18 protein-coding genes and 2 pseudogenes are annotated in these 24257 nt (G+C 50.6%); 10 read left to right on the forward strand and 10 right to left on the reverse strand.

What is annotated here, in order from left to right; translation table 11 throughout:
* Positions 1–26 precede the first annotated feature (26 nt).
* The 3 genes from pruA (at position 27) to JSQ80_RS01565 (ending at position 5736) form a co-directional block, all read left to right on the forward strand.
* Positions 27–1574: an L-glutamate gamma-semialdehyde dehydrogenase gene (gene pruA / locus JSQ80_RS01555; RefSeq protein WP_206094082.1), complete on the forward strand. Its 1548-nt coding sequence runs from the start codon at positions 27–29 to the stop codon at positions 1572–1574.
* Between the two features lie 663 nt (positions 1575–2237).
* Positions 2238–4577 carry a glycosyl hydrolase gene (locus JSQ80_RS01560; RefSeq protein ID WP_206094083.1) on the forward strand — a complete coding sequence of 780 codons (2340 nt, stop codon included), beginning with the start codon at positions 2238–2240 and terminating at the stop codon, positions 4575–4577.
* A 175-nt stretch (positions 4578–4752) separates the two neighbouring features.
* Entirely contained in the window at positions 4753–5736 is a 984-nt protein-coding gene (locus tag JSQ80_RS01565; protein ID WP_206094084.1) for a phosphotransferase, read from the forward strand.
* Positions 5737–5899: 163 nt separating this feature from the next.
* Here the strand turns inward: JSQ80_RS01565 and JSQ80_RS01570 are convergent, their stop codons facing one another.
* From JSQ80_RS01570 to JSQ80_RS01580, 3 genes are read right to left on the reverse strand one after another with little or no spacing between them, the layout of a single operon-like run.
* Positions 5900–7276: an extracellular solute-binding protein gene (locus JSQ80_RS01570; protein ID WP_206097436.1), complete on the reverse strand. Its 1377-nt coding sequence runs from the start codon at positions 7274–7276 to the stop codon at positions 5900–5902.
* Between the two features lie 42 nt (positions 7277–7318).
* Entirely contained in the window at positions 7319–8224 is a 906-nt protein-coding gene (locus JSQ80_RS01575; protein WP_240463452.1) for a carbohydrate ABC transporter permease, read from the reverse strand.
* A 12-nt stretch (positions 8225–8236) separates the two neighbouring features.
* A complete protein-coding gene (locus JSQ80_RS01580) occupies positions 8237–9070 on the reverse strand; it encodes a carbohydrate ABC transporter permease (protein ID WP_240463844.1) in 834 nt (277 codons plus the stop codon).
* Positions 9071–9301: 231 nt separating this feature from the next.
* On the opposite strand from JSQ80_RS01580, the gene JSQ80_RS01585 reads away from it, so the two are divergent.
* Complete coding sequence (locus JSQ80_RS01585; protein ID WP_206094086.1) at positions 9302–10162, forward strand: AraC family transcriptional regulator; 861 nt, start codon at positions 9302–9304, stop codon at positions 10160–10162.
* Between the two features lie 65 nt (positions 10163–10227).
* On the opposite strand, the gene JSQ80_RS01590 is transcribed toward JSQ80_RS01585, so the two are convergent.
* Positions 10228–10926: a hypothetical protein gene (locus JSQ80_RS01590; protein ID WP_206094087.1), complete on the reverse strand. Its 699-nt coding sequence runs from the start codon at positions 10924–10926 to the stop codon at positions 10228–10230.
* A gap of 343 nt (positions 10927–11269) precedes the next feature.
* Here JSQ80_RS01590 and JSQ80_RS01595 point away from each other — a divergent pair, with 343 nt between their 5' ends.
* On the forward strand, positions 11270–12736 hold the full coding sequence (locus tag JSQ80_RS01595; RefSeq protein ID WP_206094088.1) for an ABC transporter substrate-binding protein: 1467 nt from the start codon (positions 11270–11272) through the stop codon (positions 12734–12736).
* A gap of 83 nt (positions 12737–12819) precedes the next feature.
* On the opposite strand, the gene JSQ80_RS01600 is transcribed toward JSQ80_RS01595, so the two are convergent.
* On the reverse strand, positions 12820–13092 hold the full coding sequence (locus tag JSQ80_RS01600; protein WP_206094089.1) for a hypothetical protein: 273 nt from the start codon (positions 13090–13092) through the stop codon (positions 12820–12822).
* Between the two features lie 170 nt (positions 13093–13262).
* Here JSQ80_RS01600 and JSQ80_RS01605 point away from each other — a divergent pair, with 170 nt between their 5' ends.
* On the forward strand, positions 13263–14735 hold the full coding sequence (locus JSQ80_RS01605) for an ABC transporter substrate-binding protein (protein WP_206094090.1): 1473 nt from the start codon (positions 13263–13265) through the stop codon (positions 14733–14735).
* 196 nt (positions 14736–14931) lie between these two features.
* The gene (locus JSQ80_RS01610) at positions 14932–15969 is read left to right on the forward strand and encodes an AI-2E family transporter (protein ID WP_206094091.1); all 1038 of its coding nucleotides are present in this window, start codon (positions 14932–14934) and stop codon (positions 15967–15969) included.
* Positions 15970–16089: 120 nt separating this feature from the next.
* Here JSQ80_RS01610 and JSQ80_RS01615 read toward each other — a convergent pair whose 3' ends face one another.
* From JSQ80_RS01615 to JSQ80_RS01630, 4 genes are all read right to left on the reverse strand, one after another.
* The gene (locus JSQ80_RS01615) at positions 16090–16590 is read right to left on the reverse strand and encodes an NUDIX domain-containing protein (RefSeq protein ID WP_206094092.1); all 501 of its coding nucleotides are present in this window, start codon (positions 16588–16590) and stop codon (positions 16090–16092) included.
* A gap of 595 nt (positions 16591–17185) precedes the next feature.
* Positions 17186–19153, reverse strand: coding sequence for a ribosomal protection-like ABC-F family protein (abc-f, locus tag JSQ80_RS01620; protein ID WP_206094093.1), 1968 nt, complete (start codon positions 19151–19153; stop codon positions 17186–17188).
* 122 nt (positions 19154–19275) lie between these two features.
* A complete protein-coding gene (locus tag JSQ80_RS01625) occupies positions 19276–19434 on the reverse strand; it encodes an RAxF-45 family protein (RefSeq protein WP_176392808.1) in 159 nt (52 codons plus the stop codon).
* A gap of 33 nt (positions 19435–19467) precedes the next feature.
* Positions 19468–20025 carry a hypothetical protein gene (locus JSQ80_RS01630; RefSeq protein ID WP_206094094.1) on the reverse strand — a complete coding sequence of 186 codons (558 nt, stop codon included), beginning with the start codon at positions 20023–20025 and terminating at the stop codon, positions 19468–19470.
* Between the two features lie 357 nt (positions 20026–20382).
* On the opposite strand from JSQ80_RS01630, the pseudogene ant(6) reads away from it, so the two are divergent.
* From ant(6) to JSQ80_RS01655, 3 genes and pseudogenes are all read left to right on the forward strand, one after another.
* Positions 20383–21093 (forward strand): annotated as a pseudogene (ant(6), locus tag JSQ80_RS01635) (aminoglycoside 6-adenylyltransferase); the annotation flags it as partial.
* 65 nt (positions 21094–21158) lie between these two features.
* Positions 21159–22704 (forward strand): annotated as a pseudogene (locus tag JSQ80_RS29905) (IS3 family transposase).
* 3 nt (positions 22705–22707) lie between these two features.
* Positions 22708–22893 (forward strand): aminoglycoside 6-adenylyltransferase, encoded by a 186-nt coding sequence (locus JSQ80_RS01655; protein WP_336245829.1) that lies wholly within the window; start codon positions 22708–22710, stop codon positions 22891–22893.
* 233 nt (positions 22894–23126) lie between these two features.
* On the opposite strand, the gene JSQ80_RS01660 is transcribed toward JSQ80_RS01655, so the two are convergent.
* Positions 23127–24089 carry a copper amine oxidase N-terminal domain-containing protein gene (locus JSQ80_RS01660; RefSeq protein WP_206094100.1) on the reverse strand — a complete coding sequence of 321 codons (963 nt, stop codon included), beginning with the start codon at positions 24087–24089 and terminating at the stop codon, positions 23127–23129.
* Between the last annotated feature and the right edge of the window lie 168 nt (positions 24090–24257).

Below are 24257 nucleotides of genomic sequence, written 5' to 3' on the forward strand. Positions count from 1 at the left end.
TCCAATCAATTGAAGGAGGCGCAATTATGACTATGGTAGAATACCGCAATGAGCCGTTTATTGATTTCTCGCAGGAGGCAAACCGGAAAGCGATGCAAGAAGCATTGGCGCGGGTCGGAGGACAACTCGGCCGCACTTATCCGCTTACGATTAACGGTGAGAAAATAACGACGGATAAGCTCGGCACTTCAATTAACCCCGGCAATACCGATCAGGTCGTAGGGTTGATGGCTCAGGCCGATTCGACGCTGGCCGCGCAAGCGATTGCCGCGGCAGACACCGCCTTCCAAGAGTGGCAATACGTACACCCTGATGAACGCGCCGGCTACCTGTTCAAAGCATCCGCCACCATGCGCCGCCGTAAATTCGATTACGCGGCATGGCTCGTATACGAAGCGGGCAAGAACTGGGCCGAAGCGGATGCCGACGTAGCAGAAGCGATCGATTTCCTTGAATTTTATGCCCGTGAAATGATTCGTCTGGGCGGTCCGCAGCCGTTGACGCCGCTGCCAGGGGAAGATAACCGGCTCACTTATATTCCGCTCGGTGTCGGCGTCGTTATCCCGCCATGGAACTTCCCGCTGGCCATCATGGCCGGCATGACATGCGCAGCCATCGTCTCGGGCAATACAGTCGTGCTGAAGCCGGCCTCCACCGCTCCGGTCATCGCGGCGAAATTCGTCGAGCTGATGGAGGAAGTCGGACTGCCTGCGGGCGTGCTCAACTTCGTGCCAGGATCCGGCAGTGCAATCGGCGACTTCATCGTCGACCACCCGCGGACACGGTTCGTATCCTTCACCGGTTCACGCGATGTCGGACTGCGCATCAATGAGCGCATCGCAAAGCCAGCGGAGGGGCAAATCTGGATGAAACGCCTCATTGCGGAAATGGGCGGCAAGGACGGAATCGTCGTCGACCAGTCAGCGAACCTGGAGGAAGCCGCAACCGCAATCGTCCAGTCCGCCTTCGGCTTCCAAGGACAGAAGTGCAGCGCCGGATCGCGCGCAATCGTGCATCAAGCAGTATACGACGAGGTGCTGGAGCTCATCATCACGAAGACGAAGCAGCTTGCCGTAGGTCCAGCCGATGAAAACTTCGCCATCGGTCCGGTAATCGATGCGAATGCGTATGGCAAGATACGCGAATATCTCGAAGTCGGCAAAGCGGAAGGCCGTCTGGTCACCGGCGGAGATATAGCGGAAGGCAATGGCTATTATATTCAGCCGACCGTCTTCGCCGATGTCGAACCGACTTCGCGCGTCATGCTGGAAGAAATCTTCGGTCCGGTGCTTGCCGTATGCAAGGCTGACGATTTCAAGCAGGCTATCGATATATTCAACAATACGGAATACGGCTTGACCGGGGCAGTGTTCAGCCACAACCGCGAGCATCTGGAGTACGCCAGACAGCGCATGCATTGCGGCAACCTATATTTCAACCGTAAATGTACGGGCGCATTGGTTGGCGTCCATCCGTTCGGCGGCTTTAATATGTCGGGCACGGACTCGAAGGCGGGCGGACGCGATTATTTGCTTCTGTTCACGCAAGCGAAGCTCGTATCGGAGAAGTGGTAACGGACTCTTTCTATTTCATAAGCACGATACTCTCACCTGCATGGCAGCTTCTATGCCATGCAGGTTTTTATTGTCCGGCTATTGTCGAATAGCTTCGGGTGCCGCAGATGTTTGCCCGCTCTTCCCTCCCGGGCAGGTCTGAATAAGGTTGAAGAAAGCATATACTATATAAGCCGAATGGATAAGAATGTATTATGTCCATTTCCATGTTGAACACATTTTCCAGCCGGCCTTATGGATAGGCGCAACCTATTCGCGACTGTGCCTTTCGACTGGGACAAGGCAGAGGAGCCGAAACTGTATTTGTACAGTTGTTTTTGCTAAATATCGCCCTTTTCGGCGGTTGAACTGCAAATGTGCAGTTCAAAAGCAGATAATTACCATCATTTGTGCGATTACATGAAAATAAACTGCACTTTTGCATTCCAATGTGGCGAAAGAAGTGAAAAGGAAATTCTCAGATGTAGAATTGCAGTTGGAGACGCCCCTTCCCGCTATTACATCACCCATTCGACCATCCCAAAACACCATCCAGCAGCCGAAATCGTTGATACTGACCGCAGGAGAGAGTTACCGGAGACGCCGAACGAGTGCCCAACTAAACTCATGGAAGCTTTCGCTGTCGGATAATTGCATGTTACCGCCAAACAAAGGAGGGAACTTATGAAGAGAAAAGGCTTCGCTCTTATCCTTGCCGCCTGTCTTGTTTTGTTGACGTCTGTGCCCGCATCCGCGTTCCTGGGAGAACAGCGGCTCGGCGCCGGCTCCTATTCCACACTGCCGCCTGACGGAGCCAAGAATGCGCAGACCGACATATACCGGACCGAGCGGATGACCGGTCCCATGCCGACGAACCGCTGGTGGAGCAGCTTGGCGTGGAAGGCATACTCGGAAGCCCAATATCCCCATCCGCTTGCAGTGAAGAACGAAGCGAACGGACTCAGCATTTATGCTCCCGGCCCGCGCATACAGGCAAATGCCTCCTGCGTGTGCGGCACGATGAGCGACACACCCGACTTCAGCGTTGGCCATACAGGCGCCTCTCCATTCACCGCAGCCTCCGCAGACGGTTACAGCGATTGGTTCATCAATGCGCGCTATGAAGCCGGAAGCGGTTCAATGAATGCCTCATATGGACTTGGCTCTCCCTATGTATACTTCACGTTCCATGGCGGAAACCCCCGGATCTCCTTTCCCGCCTCCCCGGCTATTTGGTCTGGAGATGAACGTGATCCCGTGCTCGGCATTACGGCTCACGGCGCGCACTACGGGCTGTTCGGGCCTTCCGGCAGCACATGGGACGGCATCGGAACCAGCACGCTGACGAATCATCTAAACGGGAAATCCTATTTTGCCATCGCCGCGCTGCCGGACAATCGCCCGGAGACGCTGCAGCAGTTCCGCCGCTATGCCTATGCCCATGTCACGGATACGAAGGTGTCATGGTCATATCATGCGGACCAGAGCGAAGTCGAAACGATCTATACATGGACGACGTCTGTTAAGGAAGGGACCGAACAGGGGACTATCTTCGCTATGTACCCGCATCAATGGAAGCACACCGATGCCGCCCTGCTGCCTTACGAATACGACAGCGTCCGCGGCGTCATGAAGACCGGGGCCGGGAACAGTCTGCGCACCGTAATGAAGTTCACGGGCGTGCTCCCTTCGCTTCCATTCAAGCTTAGTGCAGACGAGCGCGCTGTACTCCAAGGATATGTGAATGAGGCGCAAGCCGAAGCCTATTCGGGCCCGGCTGGCACGCATCAGGCGGGCAAACGGTTGGGCAAGCTGGCGACCCTCGCGCAGATTGCCGAACAAGCCGGCGATGCCGCAGCCGCCCGGCAGTTCCGCTCCGGCATGAAGGAAATGCTGCAGGATTGGCTGAAGGCAAGCGACGACACGGGGCGGCTTAAGCGTTCCAAGCTATTCTATTACAATGATCGATGGGGCGCCCTCATCGGATATCCAGCGGAGAACGGCTCCGGCACGGAGCTGAACGATCATCATGCGCAATACGGCTACTTCATTCGGGCTGCGGCCGAAATCGCGCGCATCGATTCAGATTGGGCCAGCGACGGCCAATGGGGCAAGATGGTCAAGCTTCTCATTCAGGATATCGCCAATGCGGACCGCAGCGACACGCGCTTTCCATTCCTGCGCGGCTTCGATCCGTATGCTGGACACTCGTGGCAATCGGGCCACGACCAGTTCGCCGACGGCAATTACAGCGGGTCTCCTTCAGAAGCGATGAACGCATGGTCGGGGCTTATTTTGTGGGGAGAAGCGGCAGGCGATACGCTGATACGCGAATTGGGCATTTATATGTACACGACCGAGATGAACGCGATTAATGAGTATTGGTTCGATGCCTACGAGACAAAGCAGCGGCAAGATTTCTCGCGTGCCAGCGCCAGTATGGTGTGGGGCGGCAAGACAGCTGGCAGCGGGTGGTCGAACCGTCTGGAGCAATCGTACGGCACGAGCTGGCTGCCTATCACCGCGGCTTCTCTCTATCTGGCGCACCATCCGGATTACGCCGACAGGAACTATGCGGCGCTTCTAGCGGAGAACGGAAGCACAAGCTTCAATCTATGGGCAGACCTCGTCTATATGTACCGTGCAGCCTCCGATCCGGAGGAAGCCGCATCGTTATTTGATGCCCATGCGGAAACCATGACACCGGAGGCAGGCAACTCCAAGGCGAACGCCTATTATTGGATTCACAGCTTGAAAGCTCTGGGGCACGCCGTTCCGGCGGTGACCGCCGACTCTCCGCTCTACGCCGTATTTAATAAAGACGGATCAAGGGCGTATGCCGTCTACAATATGACAAATCGGCCCAAAACCGTCACATTTTCTGACGGAACCAAGGTAAAGGCCGAGCCTCTGGGCTTCGGCATCGCCTTCGTCGGACATGGAGATAGAGGCAACGAAAAAGTCCGCCCAGACCCGGATGACGGCAAGTTTCACATTCTCCCCGTTCCCCCTCATATGGAATAAGACAGTATCACGCTGCATAAGACAGCTTCTGGACGCAAGGCACGCACGTGTTCACACACAAGCACCCCCATGCACGACTGCATCGGGGGTGCTTCTTTTTTTGCAGGGAAGTATATTCCATATGTCGAAAATAAGAAAGCTAAACCGATAGCATCCAAATAAAGGAGGAGAAGCCATGGAGCAACGAGAGCAAATCGATCCTCTGTTCATCGAATTAGCAGACATCTCTAAACCGTTATTCGGCTTTCAAATCGAGTCTTGGCAGCCAATCGCCCGCGGCTGGCTCAATAGAAAATGGAAAATCGCAACGGAGCAAGGGGAGTTCGTGTTAAAGAAATACCATTCGAACCGATTCAAAAATGTCGAGGTGCTTACCCGCGCATTGCAGCAGCAGCAAAGACTGCATGAAGCAGACATTCCATGTCCCAAATTGATGGCCGTCAAAGGACGGCTTCTTCACGCTTCCTCTGCGAACGAACCTTTCATCATCATGGATTACTGCGCCGGAGAAATCGTTAAACCAGGTCGTGTCAACCGGCAGCAAATGGTTGATCTCGGCACTGTCACTGGTAAAATCCATCGGGTCTTGAACGATGGGACGCTAGGCAAAGAAAGCGAACCGCAATTTGTTCCGCCTGAACGGGAAGAAAGAATTTCGCATTGGCGGAATATGCTTGCCGGGGCTCAGCACAGTAATAACGGGCCACTGGCAGCCATCATCGAGTTACAAATGAAAGTGACAGAAACGTTGGACCTTGACGCTTTTTCCGAGTGTAAAACGGGCTGGGCCCATCGTGATCTATGGGTGGATAACATGTTGTTTCACAAAGATCGTTTGTCGGCGGTTCTTGATTTTGACCGGCTCCACTTTGAATATCCTGAGCTCGATGTGGCGCGGGCCATACTGTCATGCGCATTGCATCATGGAGATTTTCACCAAGAGCTTGCCTCGGCATTTCTTGAAGGTTATCGGACGGAAACCGATTTTCCTCCCGGAACGTTAGTCCGCGCATTGCGCCTGCTTTGGTATTTGGAGAGTAAATGGTGGATCAGCGCCAATATGGAGGAGCACAACGCCGTTCAGACCCGATTTGCGGAGGAAATGATATGGTTAGCCCATAACAACGAGCGGCTTCCGTTCATTCTTGGGGATATGTAGCTGCGTAATGTTTCCGTACAGCCTAACGCCTCCACCACACCTGGAACAGAAAAAGGCGCACGATCCCGTCGTCAGAGATCGTGCACCGCAGCACACCTCATTGAACTAGAAGTTCATCGCATAAACAGGTAACGTTTCCAAGTCAACAGGTCAGGATTTGGCCTTATTGCTCCACCGACCATTTCACCGCTTCGCTCTGCAGATCGGACAATGTTTTGCCGATATCGGTCGGGTTGCCGTTCGCCGCTTGGCTGATAAACCCATTGATGACCGGCACCATGCGCGTATTGTAGAACGGATTCGCCTCGTCGAGCAAATTTTTGCGCGCGATATCCGCCAGCTCCATCGCCTTGGCCGTATAGATATCCTTTTCATCCACGAAATCGGCCTTCTTCAGCGTTGGCGTAGCCAAGGAATTTTCGTAAAAATACTTTTGCGTCTCGTAGCTCGTCAAAAACTTCATCACTTCCCATGCCGCCTTCTCATCCTTCACCTCCTTCGCCATGACAATCGGGTCGACGGCAACCCAGCCTTCCCCATTCGGCCCCATATTCAATACCGGCACGAAGCGTTCGACCAGGCCGGAGCTGCCGGAGCTGCGGAATTCGTTGAATGCCGCCCCGCCGCTCGAATCTATGGCAATCGCGATGTTATTCTCCTCCATGCCGAAGTTCTCCGCCCCTTGCCCGTTGATGAAAGCTTTCGGGGCCAGCGGCGCGGCTTCCTTGAACCATTCGAGCACCTTCTTCATCTCTGGCGTATCCAGATTCCATTTCAAATGTTTCAAATCATCGAGGCTGCCTTCGACGCCGTTGACGTCATAAGCGTATGACAATGACACGAAGGTGGATTGATTCAAGCTGTTGCCGCTGAACCAGAGGCCGTAATTTTGCTTCCCCGTCTTCGGATTTTTGCCCGTCATCTTCTTGGCTTTCTCCAATATTTCTTCTGGAGCCGGATTCGCGGACAACGGCTCGACGCCCCATTCTTCGAACATCTGCTTGTCATAGACGATCATCCGTTTACCAAGAATGATTGGAATGCCGAATTGCTTCGTTCCATCCAAGGAACGCACGCTGAAGGAGTTTTTGAAGACGCCTTCCAAATAAATGCGCGGATCGAACGATTTGTCGTTCGCAATAAGGTCGTCAATATCCCGAATCAACCCCTGCTGGTAAAATTGATTCGCATAAGCTCCACCCGTATATATCAGATCGGCGTCCTTCGAGAGCAGCATCGCTTTCTGCTTCGCCATCGCATTCTCCCATGGAATCTGCGTCACCTTCAGCTCGATGTTCGGATACATCTTCTTGAATGTGTCCTGGACATATGGATTGAAGCCGATCGTCTTTCGTCCGGTCAACGTATCGACTCCATTTTCCATCGCCCAGCCCGCAACCGCAATACGAACCGTGCCCGTGATGTCCGATACCTTCTCGATTTTCCGCTCCCCGCCGCCCCCGGAAGAGGCCCCGCTTGAACATGCGCCGGCGAGCACTGCCAATGACATGAAAAGACAAAGCCATACCGATTTTTTCATCATGTTCCCCTCCGTTCATCACTGTAAGACCGATGTCACCCATTATTGCTTGATGCCCGACAAAGCGATGCTTTCTACGATATACCGCTGCAGGAACAAATAAAGCACAAGCACCGGAAGCAAGCTTACCGTCGTCGCGGCCATGATAATAGCCGGCATCCGGTTCAGACCTTGGTTGTATGTGAACATCGCCAGCCCGAGCTGAATCGTGTACTTTCCCGCATCGCTCAAGACGAGCAAGGGCCATAACAGATCATTCCATACTCCGAGAAACTGCAAAATGATGATCGTTGCCACGATCGGCGTGCATAGCGGGAAATAAACCCGCCAGAACACCGTTCCTTCCCTTGCTCCATCGATAATGGCCGCTTCGCGCAGCGTATTGGGCAGCTGATCGATGAACTGCTTCGCGAGAAACGTTCCGAATGCATAGTTCAACGCCGGCAAATAGAACGCCCAATAGGAATCGAGCAGGCGCAGCTTGTCGAACAATAAATATTGCGGAATCATCGTCATTTCGAACGGTACCATCATCGTGCTGAGCGCCACGACCAATACAATGCCGGCACCTCTGAACCGGATCTTGGACAACGCATAACCGGACAAAAACGCGGACAATAAGCTGACGATGATTACGCCGGCGGCGACGATGATGGAATTGAAAATGTATTTCAGCATATCGATATTAAGAAACGCGACTTCGTACGTGCGCATGGAAAATTGTCTCGGGAACAGCCGCGGCGGGAATGGAATATTCAGCCGGGCGCCCCAATCGAAGCTGGTGATGAGCATCCATAAAAAAGGAACGATCATGACGAGCGATCCCAATGAAAGGACGGTTACAAGGAGAATACGGCCCATGCGCTGGTTCCGCCGCTTGGAAGGAAGATTCGAGGACCGCCCCGGCCGGACAGGCTCATTCATGTTCCAGGAATTATATTCTGCCATCCGTTGCCTCCTCTAATCGATGTCATGACGGCGGTTCGTCCGCAGAATAAGCACCGTCAAGATCAGGATTACGATAAACAGCAGGTACGATGCGGCTGTCGCCAGTCCCATCTGATGTCCGACGAAAGCCGTTCGATAAATGTACAGCACCGATGTAAGCAGCGTGCCATCGGGATTGCCGGCCGTCCCGCCGATGAGCCATACATCGGTGAAACGCTTCATGCCGCCAATCGTGCCCATGACTGCCATGAACAAAAATACCGGGCGCAGATATGGAATGGTAATATAACGCCACTTGCGAATCCCGTTAGCCCCGTCCACCTCCGCCGCCTCATACAAATCCCGCGGCACGCTCTGCAAGGCGGCCAGAAAAATGATCGTATTGTAGCCAAGCGCTCCCCACATGCTCATAAGCACGATGCTCACACGTGAAAATGTCGGATCGGTGAACCAGCCGACCGGTCCGAGCCCGATTTGTCCGAGCAGAAAGTTAAGCAAACCTTCTTCTCCCGGGTAGAACAGGAAGGAGAACAGAATGCTGGTCGCTACGGCGGAGACAACATTCGGGAGAAAGTAGACGCTTTTGAAAAAGTTCTTCCCGAACGTCCAAGGCAAGCTGTTAATCAGACTCGCCAACACGAAGGAGACGACGATGCCCGATGCGACGGACAAAACCCCCATGAACATCGTGTTGTACAGGGACCGCCAAAACACAAAATCGGACAAAACGATGCTGTAATTGTGCAGACCGACCCAATGGCCCGTAATTCCGTTCGTCTGCTGGAAGCTCATGAACAAAGCCGCGGCAATCGGGTAGATCGAGAAGCTGATGATTCCAAGCAGCATCGGTGCGGCGAACAGGTAGCCGATGCGATCGTTGCGTGTCCATCTCCTCTTCCGGACCTGCTTGCGTCCGGAGATAGCGTTCACATTGGCTGACAAATCATCACCACCTTAAGTTCAATTCAACGGCTGGGTGTCGCCTCTCTTGTTACGCGGAGAGGTAAGGTCCTTCACCATCCATGTAAGCGGATACAAAAATTATAGATTGTTCTCGGGCGAGGTGAAATGACCATTATGTTCAATTTCATGGATTATATAATCCGGGAGGCTTATTCACGTGTTCCCGCTTGCGCCGATGGCTCCTCCCGCCGAATTCGCTCTTTGTGCCTGCAGGAATACGGACAGATCCGGCATGGGGATGGAAAGTATGAAAAATTAGCGAGCGGTACTTGGATATTTTTGACGATAGAGCGTGGAACGGGCATGTTTCGGTGCGGGTGTGGCACGGATCGGCCGGTGCGTCCGGGCTCATGCTTTCTAATCCCTCCGGGCGAACTATTCGACCTCAATCCTTCCAAGGGGACAGGGTGGGAGCTTGCGTATGTGCTATTCACAGGGGAAAGAGGGATGGAGATTTGCGGTTATTTCGGTGATACGTCAGATCTCGTCTGGCATGCGGAACCGGGAGGAGCTTGGCGGCGTCAGCTTGAACAAATTGCAAGCATGCTGGAATACGCATCCCCCGCCCTCGCCGATCGGGCAGCGCTGTTGTTCGAATGCATGCTGTTCGACATGGCGCTTGGCGGCGGCAACGGATCAGGCCTTCCCCTTCCTTCATCCGACAAAGCGGCCGTCCTAAATGCGATGAGCCAAGCCATCTATATGCCGATTGACGACCGGACGCTTGCCGATAACTTGAATATGTCCGTTCCGTCGCTGCGGCGCAAGGTGCGGCAGTATACCGGATGCGCTCTCCATGATTACTGGCACCGCCTGAAAATGGAAGAAGCCAAGCTGCTTCTGACGAACAGCCCGGCTCCGGTGAAACAAATCGCAGCACGATTGTGCTACGAGGATACGTATTATTTTTCAAGACTGTTCAAAAAAATCGTCGGGCTGTCCCCGCTGCACTACCGCGAGAAGGACAAGCCGTAATGGACGGGATTTACGGTCTTTTTCGCATTGAATTCGGCATGTCCCTAAGCAATGGTCTCCTCTGCTTACAGCATCCTGTTTCTTTTGATCAAATACGTTAGCGCGATTACGGCTGCCAGCAATACCGCCAGGATCCAAGTCACTTTGTACAACGTATCCGGGTCGCCCTTCGATTCGAGCGGCATGATATGGTCATCTTTCAATTCAGGCCGAATTAATTGCTGTACTCCGTCCCGGCTATGCCGCAGCGCGGCTTCATCCATCTCCGGCGCGATGCGAACGGTTGCTCCATTGTCATATTTCCCGGTAATGACGCCGCTTTCGAAATAGAAGGCTAACGGAGCCCCGCCGCTATTTATGTAATATTCAAGGGCCTTATAATCTGAGTTGGCCTCCGATCCATATATTTTGACTTGATCATTTTTGATTCGCAATGGAAACAGGCCCCACTTCGTATCGTACAAGTTCTGCGGCTCATTCGCTTCATCCAGTGACAGCAGCACTGTATCATGTATGGCCAACCGCTTCCATTGTTCTTTACAACACGCTTGATTGACAGTAATGATATGATTCGTCCGGATACCCGCTACGATATACATGACATGAACCTGCATGGAGGCGTCTTCCACTGAGCTGATTCGGCCAATAACGAGCGTATCCTGATCCTGATGGGTCAAGCGGTGCAGAAGGTCGGCTCCTTGTGCCGGCGGCATGAAAGCTATGCTTAGCATGAGAAAGATGCAGAGCGAGACGATCTTTTTCACGGGATACCTCCTCCTGTAAGATGAAAGTGCGAATTCCAGTTATATCGATAACTGCGCCCAACCGACATGTTTTTCCGTATTATACCATATAAAAAATAGAAAATGCTGTCAATAAGAAGAGCTAAAGATAGGACCGTTGTCCCCCCCCTTTTATCCACGATCCCGTCATCCTTACAATCGTGCTTTTAATGAGAATAACCAAAACGGAAAAGAAAAAAACCGTAAAACCAAAAGAGCCGCTCATTCATCTAATCAATGTAAGATTCTCCCTCTGCAAATCGTAACAAGGAGGGGAACATGAACGAATGATTAGAAAGAGACAGATTGGAGAGGTTGAAAAAGAATGAAGAAACGAAACAAACTGCTGCTGTGGACTCTATCTTTCATGCTGCTCGTTCCGCTGGTGGCCGGGTGCAGCGGAGAATCCAAGCAGAACGAACAGGAGCGCGTGCTCCGCATTGGAGTATTGTATGGCGGCGGAGACGAGCAGTACATACGCCAGCAATATACCGATATCTTCGAATATGCGAATGGCGGCATCTCTATCGACATCGTTCCCGCCATCGATACGAGCGGATATCGCTATTTAGATCGGTCAGAGAGAGACAAAGACTCCGATCCGATAGAGGAAATGCGGAAGCTTATGACCGGAGCCAATCCGGTAGATGTCGTCATTCTCGACACGGACGCATTTCAAGAAATCGTCCGCGACGGGCATTTGAAACCATTGGATCCGCTCATCCAAAAGGACAGCTTCGATACCTCGGATATCATTCCTGCCGTCCTGGACACGATTAAGACGATGGGGGACGGAAACATCTACGGACTGGCGCCAACCTTTTCATCAAATGCATTATTTTACAACAAAACGTTGTTCAAAGAAGCCGGTGTCGAGCCGCCGCATGACAACATGACTTGGAATGAAGTATTCGAGCTGGCGCGCCTGGTCGCAAGTGGCGAAGGGAAAGACCGCACATTTGGCTTCGGCTTCAACAGATATCCGGGCGACAACGCATTCTGGAGCGTATCGGACTACGTAAAGCCGCTGCAGCTGCGGCTATATGACGACAAGGCCGAACAGATGACGATCAATACGCCGCAGTGGGAAAATGTATACGGCACGCTCGCAAATCTGTCTCAAGACCGAGTGCTGCCGGGCCAAGATGACAATATCGAAAGCAGCGGCGACTACAGCCCGCTGAACCACGATCTGTTCTTGTCCGGGAGAGTGGCCATGACGCTTGCTTACTACAGTTATACTTCGGAGCTGCTAGATGTGAGCAAGCATGCCGGCAACATCAAAAATCTCAACATGCCGGAATGGGACGTGGTCACAGCTCCGCATCATCCGGAAGCGCCAGGAATTAGCAGCGGCATGAACCTTCACACCATAACTGCCATCAATGCGAAGGCGCAGAACCCGGAGGATGCCTGGAAGTTCGTTCAGTTCATCAATAGCGAAGATTGGGCCAAAATCAGATCCCGCGCTTCCAATGAGATGGTATCCCGCAAATCGTATATCAAACCGAAGGAAGGGCTGAATTTCAACATCGAGTCATTCTATGCAATGAAGCCGGCTCCCAATAATACAGCCGAAATGAACCTGCGTCGCCAGGCCAAAAATTTGTATACCGTTGAAAACGCCGGTTATGAGCTGTTCGAGAAAGTGGTCAAGGGAAAAATGACGACAGCCGAAATGCTGAAGGAGTGGGAAACGAAAGGAAATGCTTTGCTGTTAGCCATCAAGAAAAATCCGAACGGCCCTTTAGACAAGGACGATGACATCATGAAAGGGGTATACGGGCAATAAATGACCGCATTCCACATAAAAAAGACATCGAGCGGTATCGCTCCATGTCTTTTTCCCCATTCCGCCCGTGATGATAAAGCGGTCTATGCATCGTGGTTCATCTGCTGCTTGGCCGCCGCCAGCAGCTGCTCGAACAGATCATCATCCTCTTCGAGGAGTTCATCCATCGCAAGCATTTCTTCTTCGCTGCCGGATTGTTCCGTGAAGTTCAAGCTGTAGTCCCACTCTTTCCCCTTCTTGCTGAAAAACGTTATTTCGTATGTAGATGAAAAACGCTCAAGCGTAAAGACGACTTGTCCTGCATAGGTGCCGTCTTCGCGCTGACTCATACTCGCCTTCACAATATTAAGCTGCATACCTCATCCCTCACTCGTTATAGTCATATTTCCATTATAAAAGAAAAAAGGCAAAACCAAAAGCGCCGCTCATTTATCTAATAAGTGTAACATTATGCCTCTGAGAAACGTAACAAGGAGGAGGCCAGGGAATCATTGCCAGAACAAAAGAATGGAGAGGTAGAAAAAGAATGATGAAACGAAACAAACTGATGCTGCTGACATTATCCATGATGCTGCTCATCCCGCTCTTGGCGGCATGCGGCGGTGAAGCGAAGCAAAACGAGCAGGAGCGCACGCTCCGGATCGGTGTATTGTACGGGGGCGGAGACGAGGAGCACATACGCCAACAGTATACGGACATCTTCGAATATATGAACGGCAACATTTCGATCGAAATCGTTCCTGCCGTCGATACAAGCGAGTACAGGTATTCCGGTTCGAGCGGGAATCGTCCCGATCCGACAGAGAAAATGCGAAAGCTGCTGACCGGCGCCAATCCGATCGATGTTGCCATTGTGGACAGTGATTCATTCCAGCAATTTGTCCGGGATGGACAGTTCAAGCAGTTGGATCCGCTCATCCAAAAGGATGGCTTCGATACGAGCGACATCATTGCTCCCGTTATGGACACCATCAAAATGATGGGAGACGGCAATATTTACGGATTGGCACCAACCTTTTCCTCGAGAGCATTATACTATAACAAAACGTTGTTCAAGGAAGCCGGAGTCGCGCTGCCGACCGATAACATGACCTGGGATGAATTATTCGAATTGGCCCGCAGAGTCGCCAGTGGCGAGGGTAAAGACCGGATATTCGGCTTCAGCTTCAACAAGTTTCGAGGGGATAATCCTTTTTCCGGCGTTGCCGACTATGCTGCGCCGCTGCAGCTGCGCAAATATGATGACAAGGCTGAAAAAATGACGATCAACACCCCGCAGTGGGAGAAGGTATACGACACCATTGCGAAGCTGTCCCAAGATAACATAATGCCTGGCCGTAAAGATAAAGACAACGACGGTGGCTACAGCGAGGGGCGTTACAATCCGCTGGACCACGATCTGTTTTTGTCGGGAAAAGTCGCAATGATGCTCAGCTACTACAGCTACACTTCGGATTTGTTCGACGTAAGCAAAAATGCCGGAAAAATCAAAAACTTTGAGATGCCTGAATGGGATGTCGTTACGATTCCCCATCATCCGGAAGCGCCGGGAATAAGCAGCGGCATGCAACTCGACTCCATTATGGCCATCAATTCGCAAGCTCAGAATCCGGATGGCGCTTGGCAATTCGTACAGTTTATCAACGGAGAGGATTGGGCAAAAATCAAATCCCGCTCCACCTATGAATTGGTGACTCGCAAATCGTTCATTAAACCGAAAGAAGGAATGAATTATAACATCCAGTCCTTTTACGCAATGAAGCCGGCTCCGGGCAATCCCGCCGAGGACAAGCTTCAACTCAAGTATAGAAATTTGTGGACGATTGATAATTCGGGCTATGATCTGTTCCAAAAAAGGATAGATGGCAAATTAACGACGGCCGACATGCTGAAGCAATGGGAGACGAAAGGAAACAACTTGCTGCAGCTTTTTAAAAAGAATCCGAACGGATCGCCTTATGATGATGAAGCAATAATGAAGGAAGTATATGGGGATTAATTATAGACGCAAAAGATGCTTCGCGCCGCATTCCGGCCGGAGCATTTTTTATTGAAATGAAGTCATGAAACGGATCCGTTTGCTTTGACGTATGTAATAGCATATCCTTGAATAAGGTGATTATAGGGGCGTTCTCTTCTATCCATGATAAGGATCGACCACTCACAAGTAACAGTCAAAGGAGTCCACGATTTAAATGCAAATTACGAAAGAGTTTTTCAAAGGCCCGGGAATCAAGCGAATCCTTATCCTGCTCTTCTTCATCGCACTGCTATTTGCCTTAAGGAGCATTTTACATCTGATTCTTATCACCTTCATCTTGACTTACCTGGTTGACAGGCTGCATATGTTCATTCACAAGGGCGTCAACAAGTATGTCAAGATCAATTACAAGGTTACCGTGTTGTGCTTATACGCGGCCCTGCTCCTGCTGTTGGCTTGGGGAACCTACAACTATTTACCGAAAATCGTAACCCAGATTAATCAGTTGGTCAGTGTTGTGGTTCATTTTTATAATGAAGCTTCTCTTAACTATGATAATGAGATCATGAATTACATTATGGATTCGTTGCAGAAGATAGACCTGGCCAGCTATTTGAACAAAGGCTTTGATTTCTTGGTTAAATCGATCACCGATCTGAGCCAATGGGGCACCCGCTTCATCATCGCCTTCATCCTTAGCCTGTTCTTCGTACTGGAGAAGAAGAGAGTGAAGGAATTTACGATGAATTTCAAGACGAGCAAGATTGCGCCAATCTATTCGGAGCTCGAATACTTCGGCAACAAGTTCCTGTATTCGTTCGGCAAGGTCATTGAAGTGCAGTTCCTGATTGCGCTGATCAACTGCATCTTGAGCACGCTGTTCCTCTGGATGATGGGCTTCCCGCAGTTGTTCGGACTGGCGATTATGATCTTCCTGCTCGGGTTGATTCCGGTGATGGGCGTCATCATTTCCCTCATCCCGCTCTGTGCGATTGCATTCAGCATCGGCGGCGTGATGAAAGTGATATACGTCATCGTCATGATTTGTGTCGTACATGCTATCGAGGCTTATATTTTGAATCCGAAGCTGATGTCTTCCAAGATTCATTTGCCTATCTTCTATACCTTTGCGATTCTAATCGTCTCCCAGCATTTCTTGGGCGTATGGGGATTGATACTCGGCGTGCCAATCTTCATGTTCTTGCTCGATCTGCTTGAGGTCGATGTGAAGTCAGGGCATACAATCAAATGAACAAGCCAGCCCTGGGCCGAACGCTTTGTCGGTCCAGGGCTTTATTTATGGCTCTTACCGGCGGCTTTCAGCGGGACGAGACCGCTGTGAACGGCGATCTGCTGAATTGTCGTTCGATGTCTAGAACAATCCGGGATCTTTTAGAACGCTCCACTGGACAATTGGTTTTCCGACGGGGGTGACTGACATCGTACCCACATAAATATCCGGCTCGGCGGTATGCAGCGCGTAGTGCTCCAGCATCTTGGCGATAATGGCTGACATGCGCAATTGCGAAAGCGCTTGCGGATAAATCCAGTACAAATCGCCTTCTGCAGACGACACAACGTTCGGATGGTCAGCGGAGGCAAAGTAAACATATTGCTGGCGAATCTCCGTCTCTGTCTGGCGCAGCAAAATATACCGCAGACGGATGTCACGTAACTCCTTCGCTTGCAAGCCTGTCTCCTCTTCTATTTCCCTGAGACACGCCTTCAACGGATGATTGAGCTCACCAGGTTCCAAATGTCCTCCGACCCCGCTCCAAAATTCAGTTGGGCAAATCCGGCTCTCTGGCTTTTTCATCATTAAGATCCGATCCTGATGAAACAGGAACGCGGTTGCCATCTCCCTAATTCGCATTGCCTCACCTCCAATATCTATCCTTATGTATATAAGTTGAATGATTGAACTTCGAAAATGTCACTTCCTCTCTACCAAAGTGATTATTTGCTGCTTCGCATGTAGAAGCTATATCCCTATATTGTTATTCGCTGCCACAGCAGCCCCATTGGAAAATATACAGTAGACAGTAGGGCTTAAGCGGCTAAACGGTATGTAGACTGGATTCTATCCAATAGATTTGGCTATTTTCAGCAAAAACTACGGTATTAATGGAAAAGCAATGGATCACATTGGATACATTCCAATGGAGCTTAACGAAAAGAGGTTTACGTGCTGTTTTCATTGCACAAAATCCAATGGATGAGACAAAGGGGAATACGACGGTTGAACATTCAACCCTATTTTTCTCTTAGAAAAGGAGAAGAGTCGAACCGGATGAGTATCTCCAACACGATTCATTAACGAAGAATTTAGTTCAACTTATATATTATAGAAACGAGAGCAGAAATCCTTCCATCTTCAGGAATGAATCTTAAAAAAGCAGGCCGCTTCCCACAAACCGCCGTTCATGGGTTAGACCTGCTCTCACTTACTTACCTTTGTCCGCAATTATTCATTGCGCCGCGGCATCCAGCCATGCCTCGTACATCGCTTCCAGCTTGGCCTGCAGCGCTTCTCGCTCCGCATGCAGGACGGCCAGCTTCTCCGCATCGGCGGCGAGCGCAGGCGCCATCATCGCTGCGTCCAAGCTGCGCAGCTCCTGCTCCAGCCCGGCGATGTCCCGTTCCAGCCGTACCGGATCTGCAGCGCGATCGTGCGAGCCTCCTGAGCCATTGGAGCGCGTCCGCTCTGCATCTGTATGCGGTGCCGGCCCCTTGCTGGCCGTCCCGCAGCTCCGCTTGGCCCCGTCCCGCTCACGGCCTTCCGAAGAGGCGCCGCCTCCCCTGGCGCTCTCCGCCTTCGCCTTGTAATGCTCGAAGTTGCCGTGCACCGTCACCAGCCGGCCCTGCTCCAATGACCAGATCTTCTCGGCCAGCCGGTTGATTAAGTAGCGATCGTGCGACACGGCAAGCACCGTGCCGGGGAAATCCTCCAGCGCCTCCTCCAATGCCTCGCGTGAATCGATATCGAGATGATTCGTCGGCTCGTCAAGCACGAGCAAATTCGGCTGCCGATGCATAAGCAATGCGAAGCGCAGCCGGCTCCACTCGCCGCCGGAGAGCGAGCGCACGCTCTTAAAAACGTCGGCGCCGCAGAACAGGAAGCGCGCAAGCCGTCCCCGAGCTTCGCCCTCCTCCATTCCGACCGCTTCACGGAAGTGCTGCAGCACCGTAGCGGTCTCGTTCACAGGGGCGGGCTCCTGAGCCAAATAGCCGACATCCACCCGCGAACCAAGCCGAATCTCCCCTTCGTCTGGTGCTTCAATGCCTAAAATGCACTTCAACAGCGTGCTCTTGCCCGAACCGTTCTCACCGATGAGCGCTACCCGTTCCCCGTAACGCAGCAGTTCGCGCACGCCACTGAACAGCAACCGTTCGCCGAACGCTTTAGCCACGTCTTCCAACGTCAACACTTGGTTGCCGGAGCGGTCACCCTGCTGCAGCTCAAGCTCCATGGCCTTGCGGTCCATCACCGGGCGCTTCAGCTTCACCATGCGGTCGAGCGCCTTCTGCATGGAGGCGGCGCGCCGATGAAAGCCCGGGTTCGGCGGATTCGCCCTGTTGCCCCACTCGATGAGCTGTTTAATCGTCTCTTGCATTTTCTTCATCTTTTTCTGCTGCTCTTGGTAGTCGGCGAACTGCTGGAGCAGTCTGGCTTGCTTCTCCTGCTGGAATCCCGTGTAATTCGTATGGTATGTTGCCGCCTCGCCATCCTCAAGCTCAATGATCTTGGTCACGACCCGGTCAAGAAAGTAGCGGTCGTGCGAAATGACGACGACAGTCCCCGTGTACGTCTGCAAAAACCGTTCCAGCCAGTCGATCGCCTGCATGTCAAGATGGTTCGTCGGTTCATCAAGCAGCAGCACGTCCGGCTCTTCGATTAACATGGCGGCCAAGCCAACCTTCGTCTTTTCTCCCCCAGACAAGGACGTGAACAACCGCCCGTGCTGCGAATCCGGAATGCCGAGCCCGCCCGCCACTCTCCCGACACGGGCGTCGATGTCATAGCCGCCGGCCCGTTCGAACTTCTCTTGCAGCTCGCCATAGCGATGCAGCAGCCCTTCAAAAGCAGCTTCACCGCCCGCTTCCTCCGGAGCAGCCATCAGACGTTCCAGCTCCCGCATCTCAGCCAGCCATCGCTTCGGTTCGCGAAAAGCTCTATCCAGCACGTCTCGCACCGTCTCATCGTCTCCACAGCGGGGCACCTGGTCCAGATAGCCGATGCGGGCGCCTTTCCGAATCGAAATCTGACCGCCATCCGGCTTTTCGTTCCCGTTCAGCAATTGCAGCAAAGTCGTCTTGCCCGTACCGTTGCGGCCAATGAGGCCCACACGCTCACCCTCGCCGATGTCGCATGTCACTTCCAATAGGACCGACTCGGCCCCGTATCCTTTTTGCACCTGTTGGCATTGAATCATCATCGTTATCTCCCTCTCTGATGACCCTCCTCCTCGCGCTGTCGGTATACCGACCGGCCTGCAGACAACAAAAAAAGGCCACGGGGAAATGTCCCCGCAGCCCTCCGGTCGAACCGGATGTTCCGTTAAGGCAGAGGCAGGATGGTCATTTCGCTTACATGTTGAATTCGATTGGAATTGCTGAAAAAAGACACACGTATCCCGTTATCAACGGAATCATGGAAAATTCCGAGCAATTGCGTACGAAGCACATTCAAGCGTTCCGACATGACGTTGCGTTGCATCCTGCCACCCCTCCTTGTTTTACATAATTGATTCTACAATACCATATGATGGATAGCGGAATCAAGAGTCGGCTTTAAGGCAATATTGGACTGACTGTGATTGTCGGGGCGGGAACGCCAAAGATGTAGATGCCGGGAGAGACGTCTCCGAAATGTATGATCATGCTGATGAGTTTCGAGCGGGATGTAAATGCAGTGGTATTCGTAAGTATCGCCGTTGCGGCTAAATTCGTAGACGATGTCCCTTTTTCCGAATGTGAACGGTCTCCAAGGTGTCGGCGAGTGTTGAAGGAACGGGCCTGATTCGATGTCCATCGGCAGAGTAACGCGGTATGAGCCTCCTAAAATAACCCGTCTGGAGAAACCTTGAGGCATGTCGTTCCAGAGGCTTGTCAAACCCTGAACTTTAATTCCTGCAAAATATATTCCGTTTCTTCCTGTGCCAAAGCTAAAGTCGTTATCCGTGTCGACCGACCTATTTCCCAACAAAAAAGGCAGTGTGCCGCATGTGCGCTCCATATCTGAAATAGAATCGCAATACTTCCCTACCATAGTAAATGGCGGCAGTTGAATCGTCCGCTGAAGCTTCATTCAAAACTCCTCCCTTGGAACACGAGTTTCATCCCACTCTTGTTTATGTTAGTGTTTTAGAACTATTTACCAAGACCCGATTTTCCTGTAATAGCACCTCCCTTTTTACTTTTATCGTCATATAGTCCTAATACTTTAAGATTATTCCAAAATTTTGCGAATTCGCACGTCTAATTTGGATGAGGTTATCGTGCAACATATTTAGCTTAGTTCCGTTACTTAGACAGCAAGGAGTATGAAAACACAACGTCGAATAAGAAAAATAGGCTCGTGACTTCATGTCTTTTTAACGATAAAAGTGACAAATGACAGTCTTCGTCAAAGTGATGTGGCAATATAGATTGGAGGGCTGCTACATTGAGAAGTGAACAAGAAATGATGAATGTGCTTTTAGATTTTGCTATGAATGATAATAGAATCCGATTGGTAACTTTGGAAGGGTCACGTACTAACAAAAATATTCCCCCTGATACATTCCAAGATTTTGATATTTCTTATTTTGTGACAGATATGGATTCTTTCAAGGAAAATGATCAGTGGCTCAACATTTTCGGGAATCGTACTATGATGCAAAAACCCGAGGATATGGAGCTTTTTCCGTCAGAATTAGGGAATTGGTTTTCATATATAATTCTTTTTGAAGATGGAAATAAATTAGACCTGACACTTATTCCAATTAACGAGGTGGAGGATTATTTTACCAATTGCGACGGTTTAGTTGAAGTCCTGCTTGATAAGGATACTCTTATCAAAAATGAAGTGCTCGCAGACGACCGTCAATATTGGATTAAAAAGCCAACTACAAGAGAATTTGATGATTGTTGCAATGAATTCTGGATGGTTTCAACTTACGTAGTAAAAGGATTAGCGAGAAAAGAAATCCTGTTTGCTATTGACCATTTAAACGAGATTGCCCGACCTAATTTGCTCCGAATGATGGCTTGGCAAATCGGATCAGAGCAAGGTTATTCCTTTAGTGTGGGGAAAAACTACAAATTTATAAATCGTTACCTTCCAAATGAAGATTGGGAAGCATTACTATCAACTTATTCCGAGAATGGCTACCAGAACTGATATGCTCCCCTTACGGTAGACAGGTGAAATAATAAAGCCTGTGTAAGGGGAGCTTTTTTATGCCTAATAAAAAATATGATGCGTCAGAGAAACTCGTTATCATTGGTGAAATCGAAAGTGGCGAAATTGGTGTTAAGGCTGCAGTTAAGAAATACGGTATCAGCAAAACGACTTTGGTGAAATGGCGTCGTCGTTACAAGGTGTATGGTTATGAGGGGTTAGAAAAACAAAACCATAATCGAAGTTATAGTGCTGAGCTTAAGCTCCAAGCGGTGAAGGATTACATAGAGGGAGGATTGTCCCAATATCAGATCATCGATAAATACAAGATTGCAAGTAGAACGCAGCTTTCCAACTGGATTAAGGAGTATAATCGTCATAGCAGCTTAAAAGCTTATTCAGGAGGAGCGAAAGCAATGACGAAGGGGCGTTCAACGACTTGGCAGGAACGGATCGATATTGTGCAATACTGTCTTGCTCATCAGCATGACTACCGTAAGACAGCGGACCATTTTCAGGTCTCCTACCAGCAAGTCTACCAATGGGTGAAGAAGTTTGAAGAGGGCGGTCATGATGCGTTAAAGGATGGTCGGGGAAGAAAGAAAGCGCCGGAGGAATTAACAGAGGCCGATCGTCAAAAACTCGAGATGAAAAAGATGGAATATGAAATCGAGTGGCTTCGGGCGGAGAATGCATTTCTAAAAAAGTTACGGGAATTCCAAAGGAGGCGAAGCTAAGCCAATACCGTCAAGAGAACGTCTATCTTGCTATTCAAGCGCTTCAGGAAGAAGCGTTGTTCAGCGTTCAGCTTCTGTGTGAAATTGCAGGCATTTCACGTTCAAGCTATTACAAGTGGCTAAATCGCAAGCCCAGTTCGCATGAGCAGGAAAATGCAGAACTGACGCATGTCATGATGTCCATTTATGAGAAAGCCGAGCGTACCTTTGGATACCGTCAATTGACGTTGCACATGCGCCGCCAAACGGGAAAAACGATTAACCAAAAGCGCGTGTACCGGCTGATGAAGATACAAGGAATTCAATCCGTCATCCGGAGGAAGAAAAAGAGATATGCGAGATCCACTCCACAGCAGGTGGCGGAGAACGTGCTGAACCGCAAATTCACGGCAGATGCGCCAAATGAAAAGTGGGTTACGGATGTGACGGAATTCAAGTACGGCAATGGCCAAAAAGCGTATCTAAGCGCTATTCTCGACCTTCATGATAAATCCATCGTCTCCTATGTATTCGGGCGTTCCAATAACAATCCTCTTGTATTTCAGACGTTGAAACGGGCCTTGCAAGAAGCAAGCCCATGCTTCATAGCGACCGGGGTTTCCAATATACCTCTCTGGACTTCAAGAAGCTCTTGGACGACAACAAAATGACTCAGAGTATGTCCCGTGTTGGACGATGTATCGATAACGGTCCAATGGAATCTTTCTGGGGAACTCTAAAATGTGAGAAGTATTATTTACACACCTATCATACCTTTGAGGAGCTTGAGAGGGACATCCAGGCCTACATCCACTTTTACAATTACGAACGATTACAAGCAAAACTAAACGGCCTCAGTCCGATGGAATTCAGGACCAAAGCCGCTTAATTAATTTTTATTTTTTGTACTGTCTACTTGACGGGGTGCAGTTCAAACATGTGGCAGTCTTTATTTACTTGTTATGAGTTATTTAGAAAAAACTCTAAAGCAGTGGCAGAAAGTCTCGGATATAAGTATCCAGATTACGATAAAGTCATCACCAAGTATACTGAACATATTTATAATTCATTGACGTGAACTATGTAAATTTACCGTCTTTTTATAGGGCCTCGCCGCATCTTCTTTCTGAGTGTATGGGAGAATGATGAAAAGGCTGGGTAAAGGCTTGCCTCTTCTCGAAAAGATGACGACTCCAAGGCAAAAGAACGCAAAAAACGGCAAAAGACATGCCTGAAGTTTCCCCATTGTCCGGGATGCCTTCCGAAGCACGTCTTTTCCTTTTTCACACATGTATATCTCTATTCTTTACCTTACTTCTCTTCCTGAATTCCAATCACGCCAGTCGGGTCGATGCCCGTCTTCGCGCCGAATACATCCGCCAGCGAGTCGAACGGAACGTACAGTGTGCCCTCCTTGACGACTGGGGCCGTCTTCAGTTCGACGTTCATTTTGCCGACAGCAGCGTTCTTCTCGCCTTCCTTCAGCGCGATCCACTTCGCCCCGCGCACGAATTCATATGCGCCCGTGTCCGCATTCTTCCCGACCGCATAACCAAGCGCCTTCCCGATGGCTTCCACTGGCACCATTACATCATCCTCAGTTGTGTATACCTCATCAGGCTTCACGCCAATTCCCTCGCCATTAACGACGATGACCCAATGCATGCCGCCGAAGGAATCTTGCGGAATCTGCTCCGGTTCGCTCTGAATCGTAATATTGCCTTGCTCATCCAAGGTTACGCCTGCTTTGAGCACCTCGGATACGAATTGCAGCGGCACATACATCATATTGTCCTTCATCACCGGCGCTTTGCCTAGCTGAATCGGCATTTTGGCGAAATTGTATTGGTCCTTGTTCTGCTGCACGCTCGTCCACTGGGCGCCTTTCGCCGCTTCAATCGATTTGTGCTCGGCATTCCACGTCAATTTGTATCCCAAGCTGTCCATGATCGGCCGCAGCGGAACGAGAAGGTACTGCCCGTCTACAGCAATGTTGACTGCAACGTTCTGGCCGTCAATGACCAGGCTTTTACGCTCTGAAACTTTATGTAACCACTCCTTGTTGAGGCTCGCCTCGCGGGTGGTGCCGATTATCTCTCCGCTCTCGTTATGGACAAACTGCTTCACATATTTATCATAGAAATTGCGTTCTTGTTCCATTGGTACAGTTACTGCCCCTTGAGCGTTCATTGCGTTCACCGGAGCAGCAAACGCTTGAGCGCTCATCAAGCCAATCGCCAAAGCTATGGAAGCCGCTATTGTTTTATTCATCATTCGTCATCCTCTCTGGAGTGCAAGTTCTGTCGTGACTCCAATTGCGCAATTGGTTGCCAGCTTATTCACACTCTCAGACGGAGATGCCGCGCGTAAGGTTGCACACCCTATTTCATCCATTATGTTCCAGGTCGGGCGAGCAGTTCTACGGAACATGAACCGCCCTGA

It is taken from the genome of Paenibacillus apiarius (assembly GCF_017052585.1).
Classification (GTDB): Bacteria; Bacillota; Bacilli; order Paenibacillales; family Paenibacillaceae; genus Paenibacillus_B; species Paenibacillus_B apiarius.

Coding starts and splice junctions, on each gene's coding strand:
- pruA (WP_206094082.1), top strand. CDS start 27: ATGACTATGGTAGAATACCGCAATGAGCCGTTTATTGATTTCTCGCAG.
- JSQ80_RS01560 (WP_206094083.1), top strand. CDS start 2,238: ATGAAGAGAAAAGGCTTCGCTCTTATCCTTGCCGCCTGTCTTGTTTTG.
- JSQ80_RS01565 (WP_206094084.1), top strand. CDS start 4,753: ATGGAGCAACGAGAGCAAATCGATCCTCTGTTCATCGAATTAGCAGAC.
- JSQ80_RS01570 (WP_206097436.1), bottom strand. CDS start 7,276: ATGAAAAAATCGGTATGGCTTTGTCTTTTCATGTCATTGGCAGTGCTC.
- JSQ80_RS01575 (WP_240463452.1), bottom strand. CDS start 8,224: ATGGCAGAATATAATTCCTGGAACATGAATGAGCCTGTCCGGCCGGGG.
- JSQ80_RS01580 (WP_240463844.1), bottom strand. CDS start 9,070: ATGCTGCTTGGAATCATCAGCTTCTCGATCTACCCGATTGCCGCGGCT.
- JSQ80_RS01585 (WP_206094086.1), top strand. CDS start 9,302: ATGTTCAATTTCATGGATTATATAATCCGGGAGGCTTATTCACGTGTT.
- JSQ80_RS01595 (WP_206094088.1), top strand. CDS start 11,270: ATGAAGAAACGAAACAAACTGCTGCTGTGGACTCTATCTTTCATGCTG.
- JSQ80_RS01600 (WP_206094089.1), bottom strand. CDS start 13,092: ATGCAGCTTAATATTGTGAAGGCGAGTATGAGTCAGCGCGAAGACGGC.
- JSQ80_RS01605 (WP_206094090.1), top strand. CDS start 13,263: ATGATGAAACGAAACAAACTGATGCTGCTGACATTATCCATGATGCTG.
- JSQ80_RS01610 (WP_206094091.1), top strand. CDS start 14,932: ATGCAAATTACGAAAGAGTTTTTCAAAGGCCCGGGAATCAAGCGAATC.
- JSQ80_RS01615 (WP_206094092.1), bottom strand. CDS start 16,590: ATGCGAATTAGGGAGATGGCAACCGCGTTCCTGTTTCATCAGGATCGG.
- abc-f (WP_206094093.1), bottom strand. CDS start 19,153: ATGATGATTCAATGCCAACAGGTGCAAAAAGGATACGGGGCCGAGTCG.
- JSQ80_RS01625 (WP_176392808.1), bottom strand. CDS start 19,434: ATGCAACGCAACGTCATGTCGGAACGCTTGAATGTGCTTCGTACGCAA.
- JSQ80_RS01630 (WP_206094094.1), bottom strand. CDS start 20,025: ATGAAGCTTCAGCGGACGATTCAACTGCCGCCATTTACTATGGTAGGG.
- JSQ80_RS01660 (WP_206094100.1), bottom strand. CDS start 24,089: ATGATGAATAAAACAATAGCGGCTTCCATAGCTTTGGCGATTGGCTTG.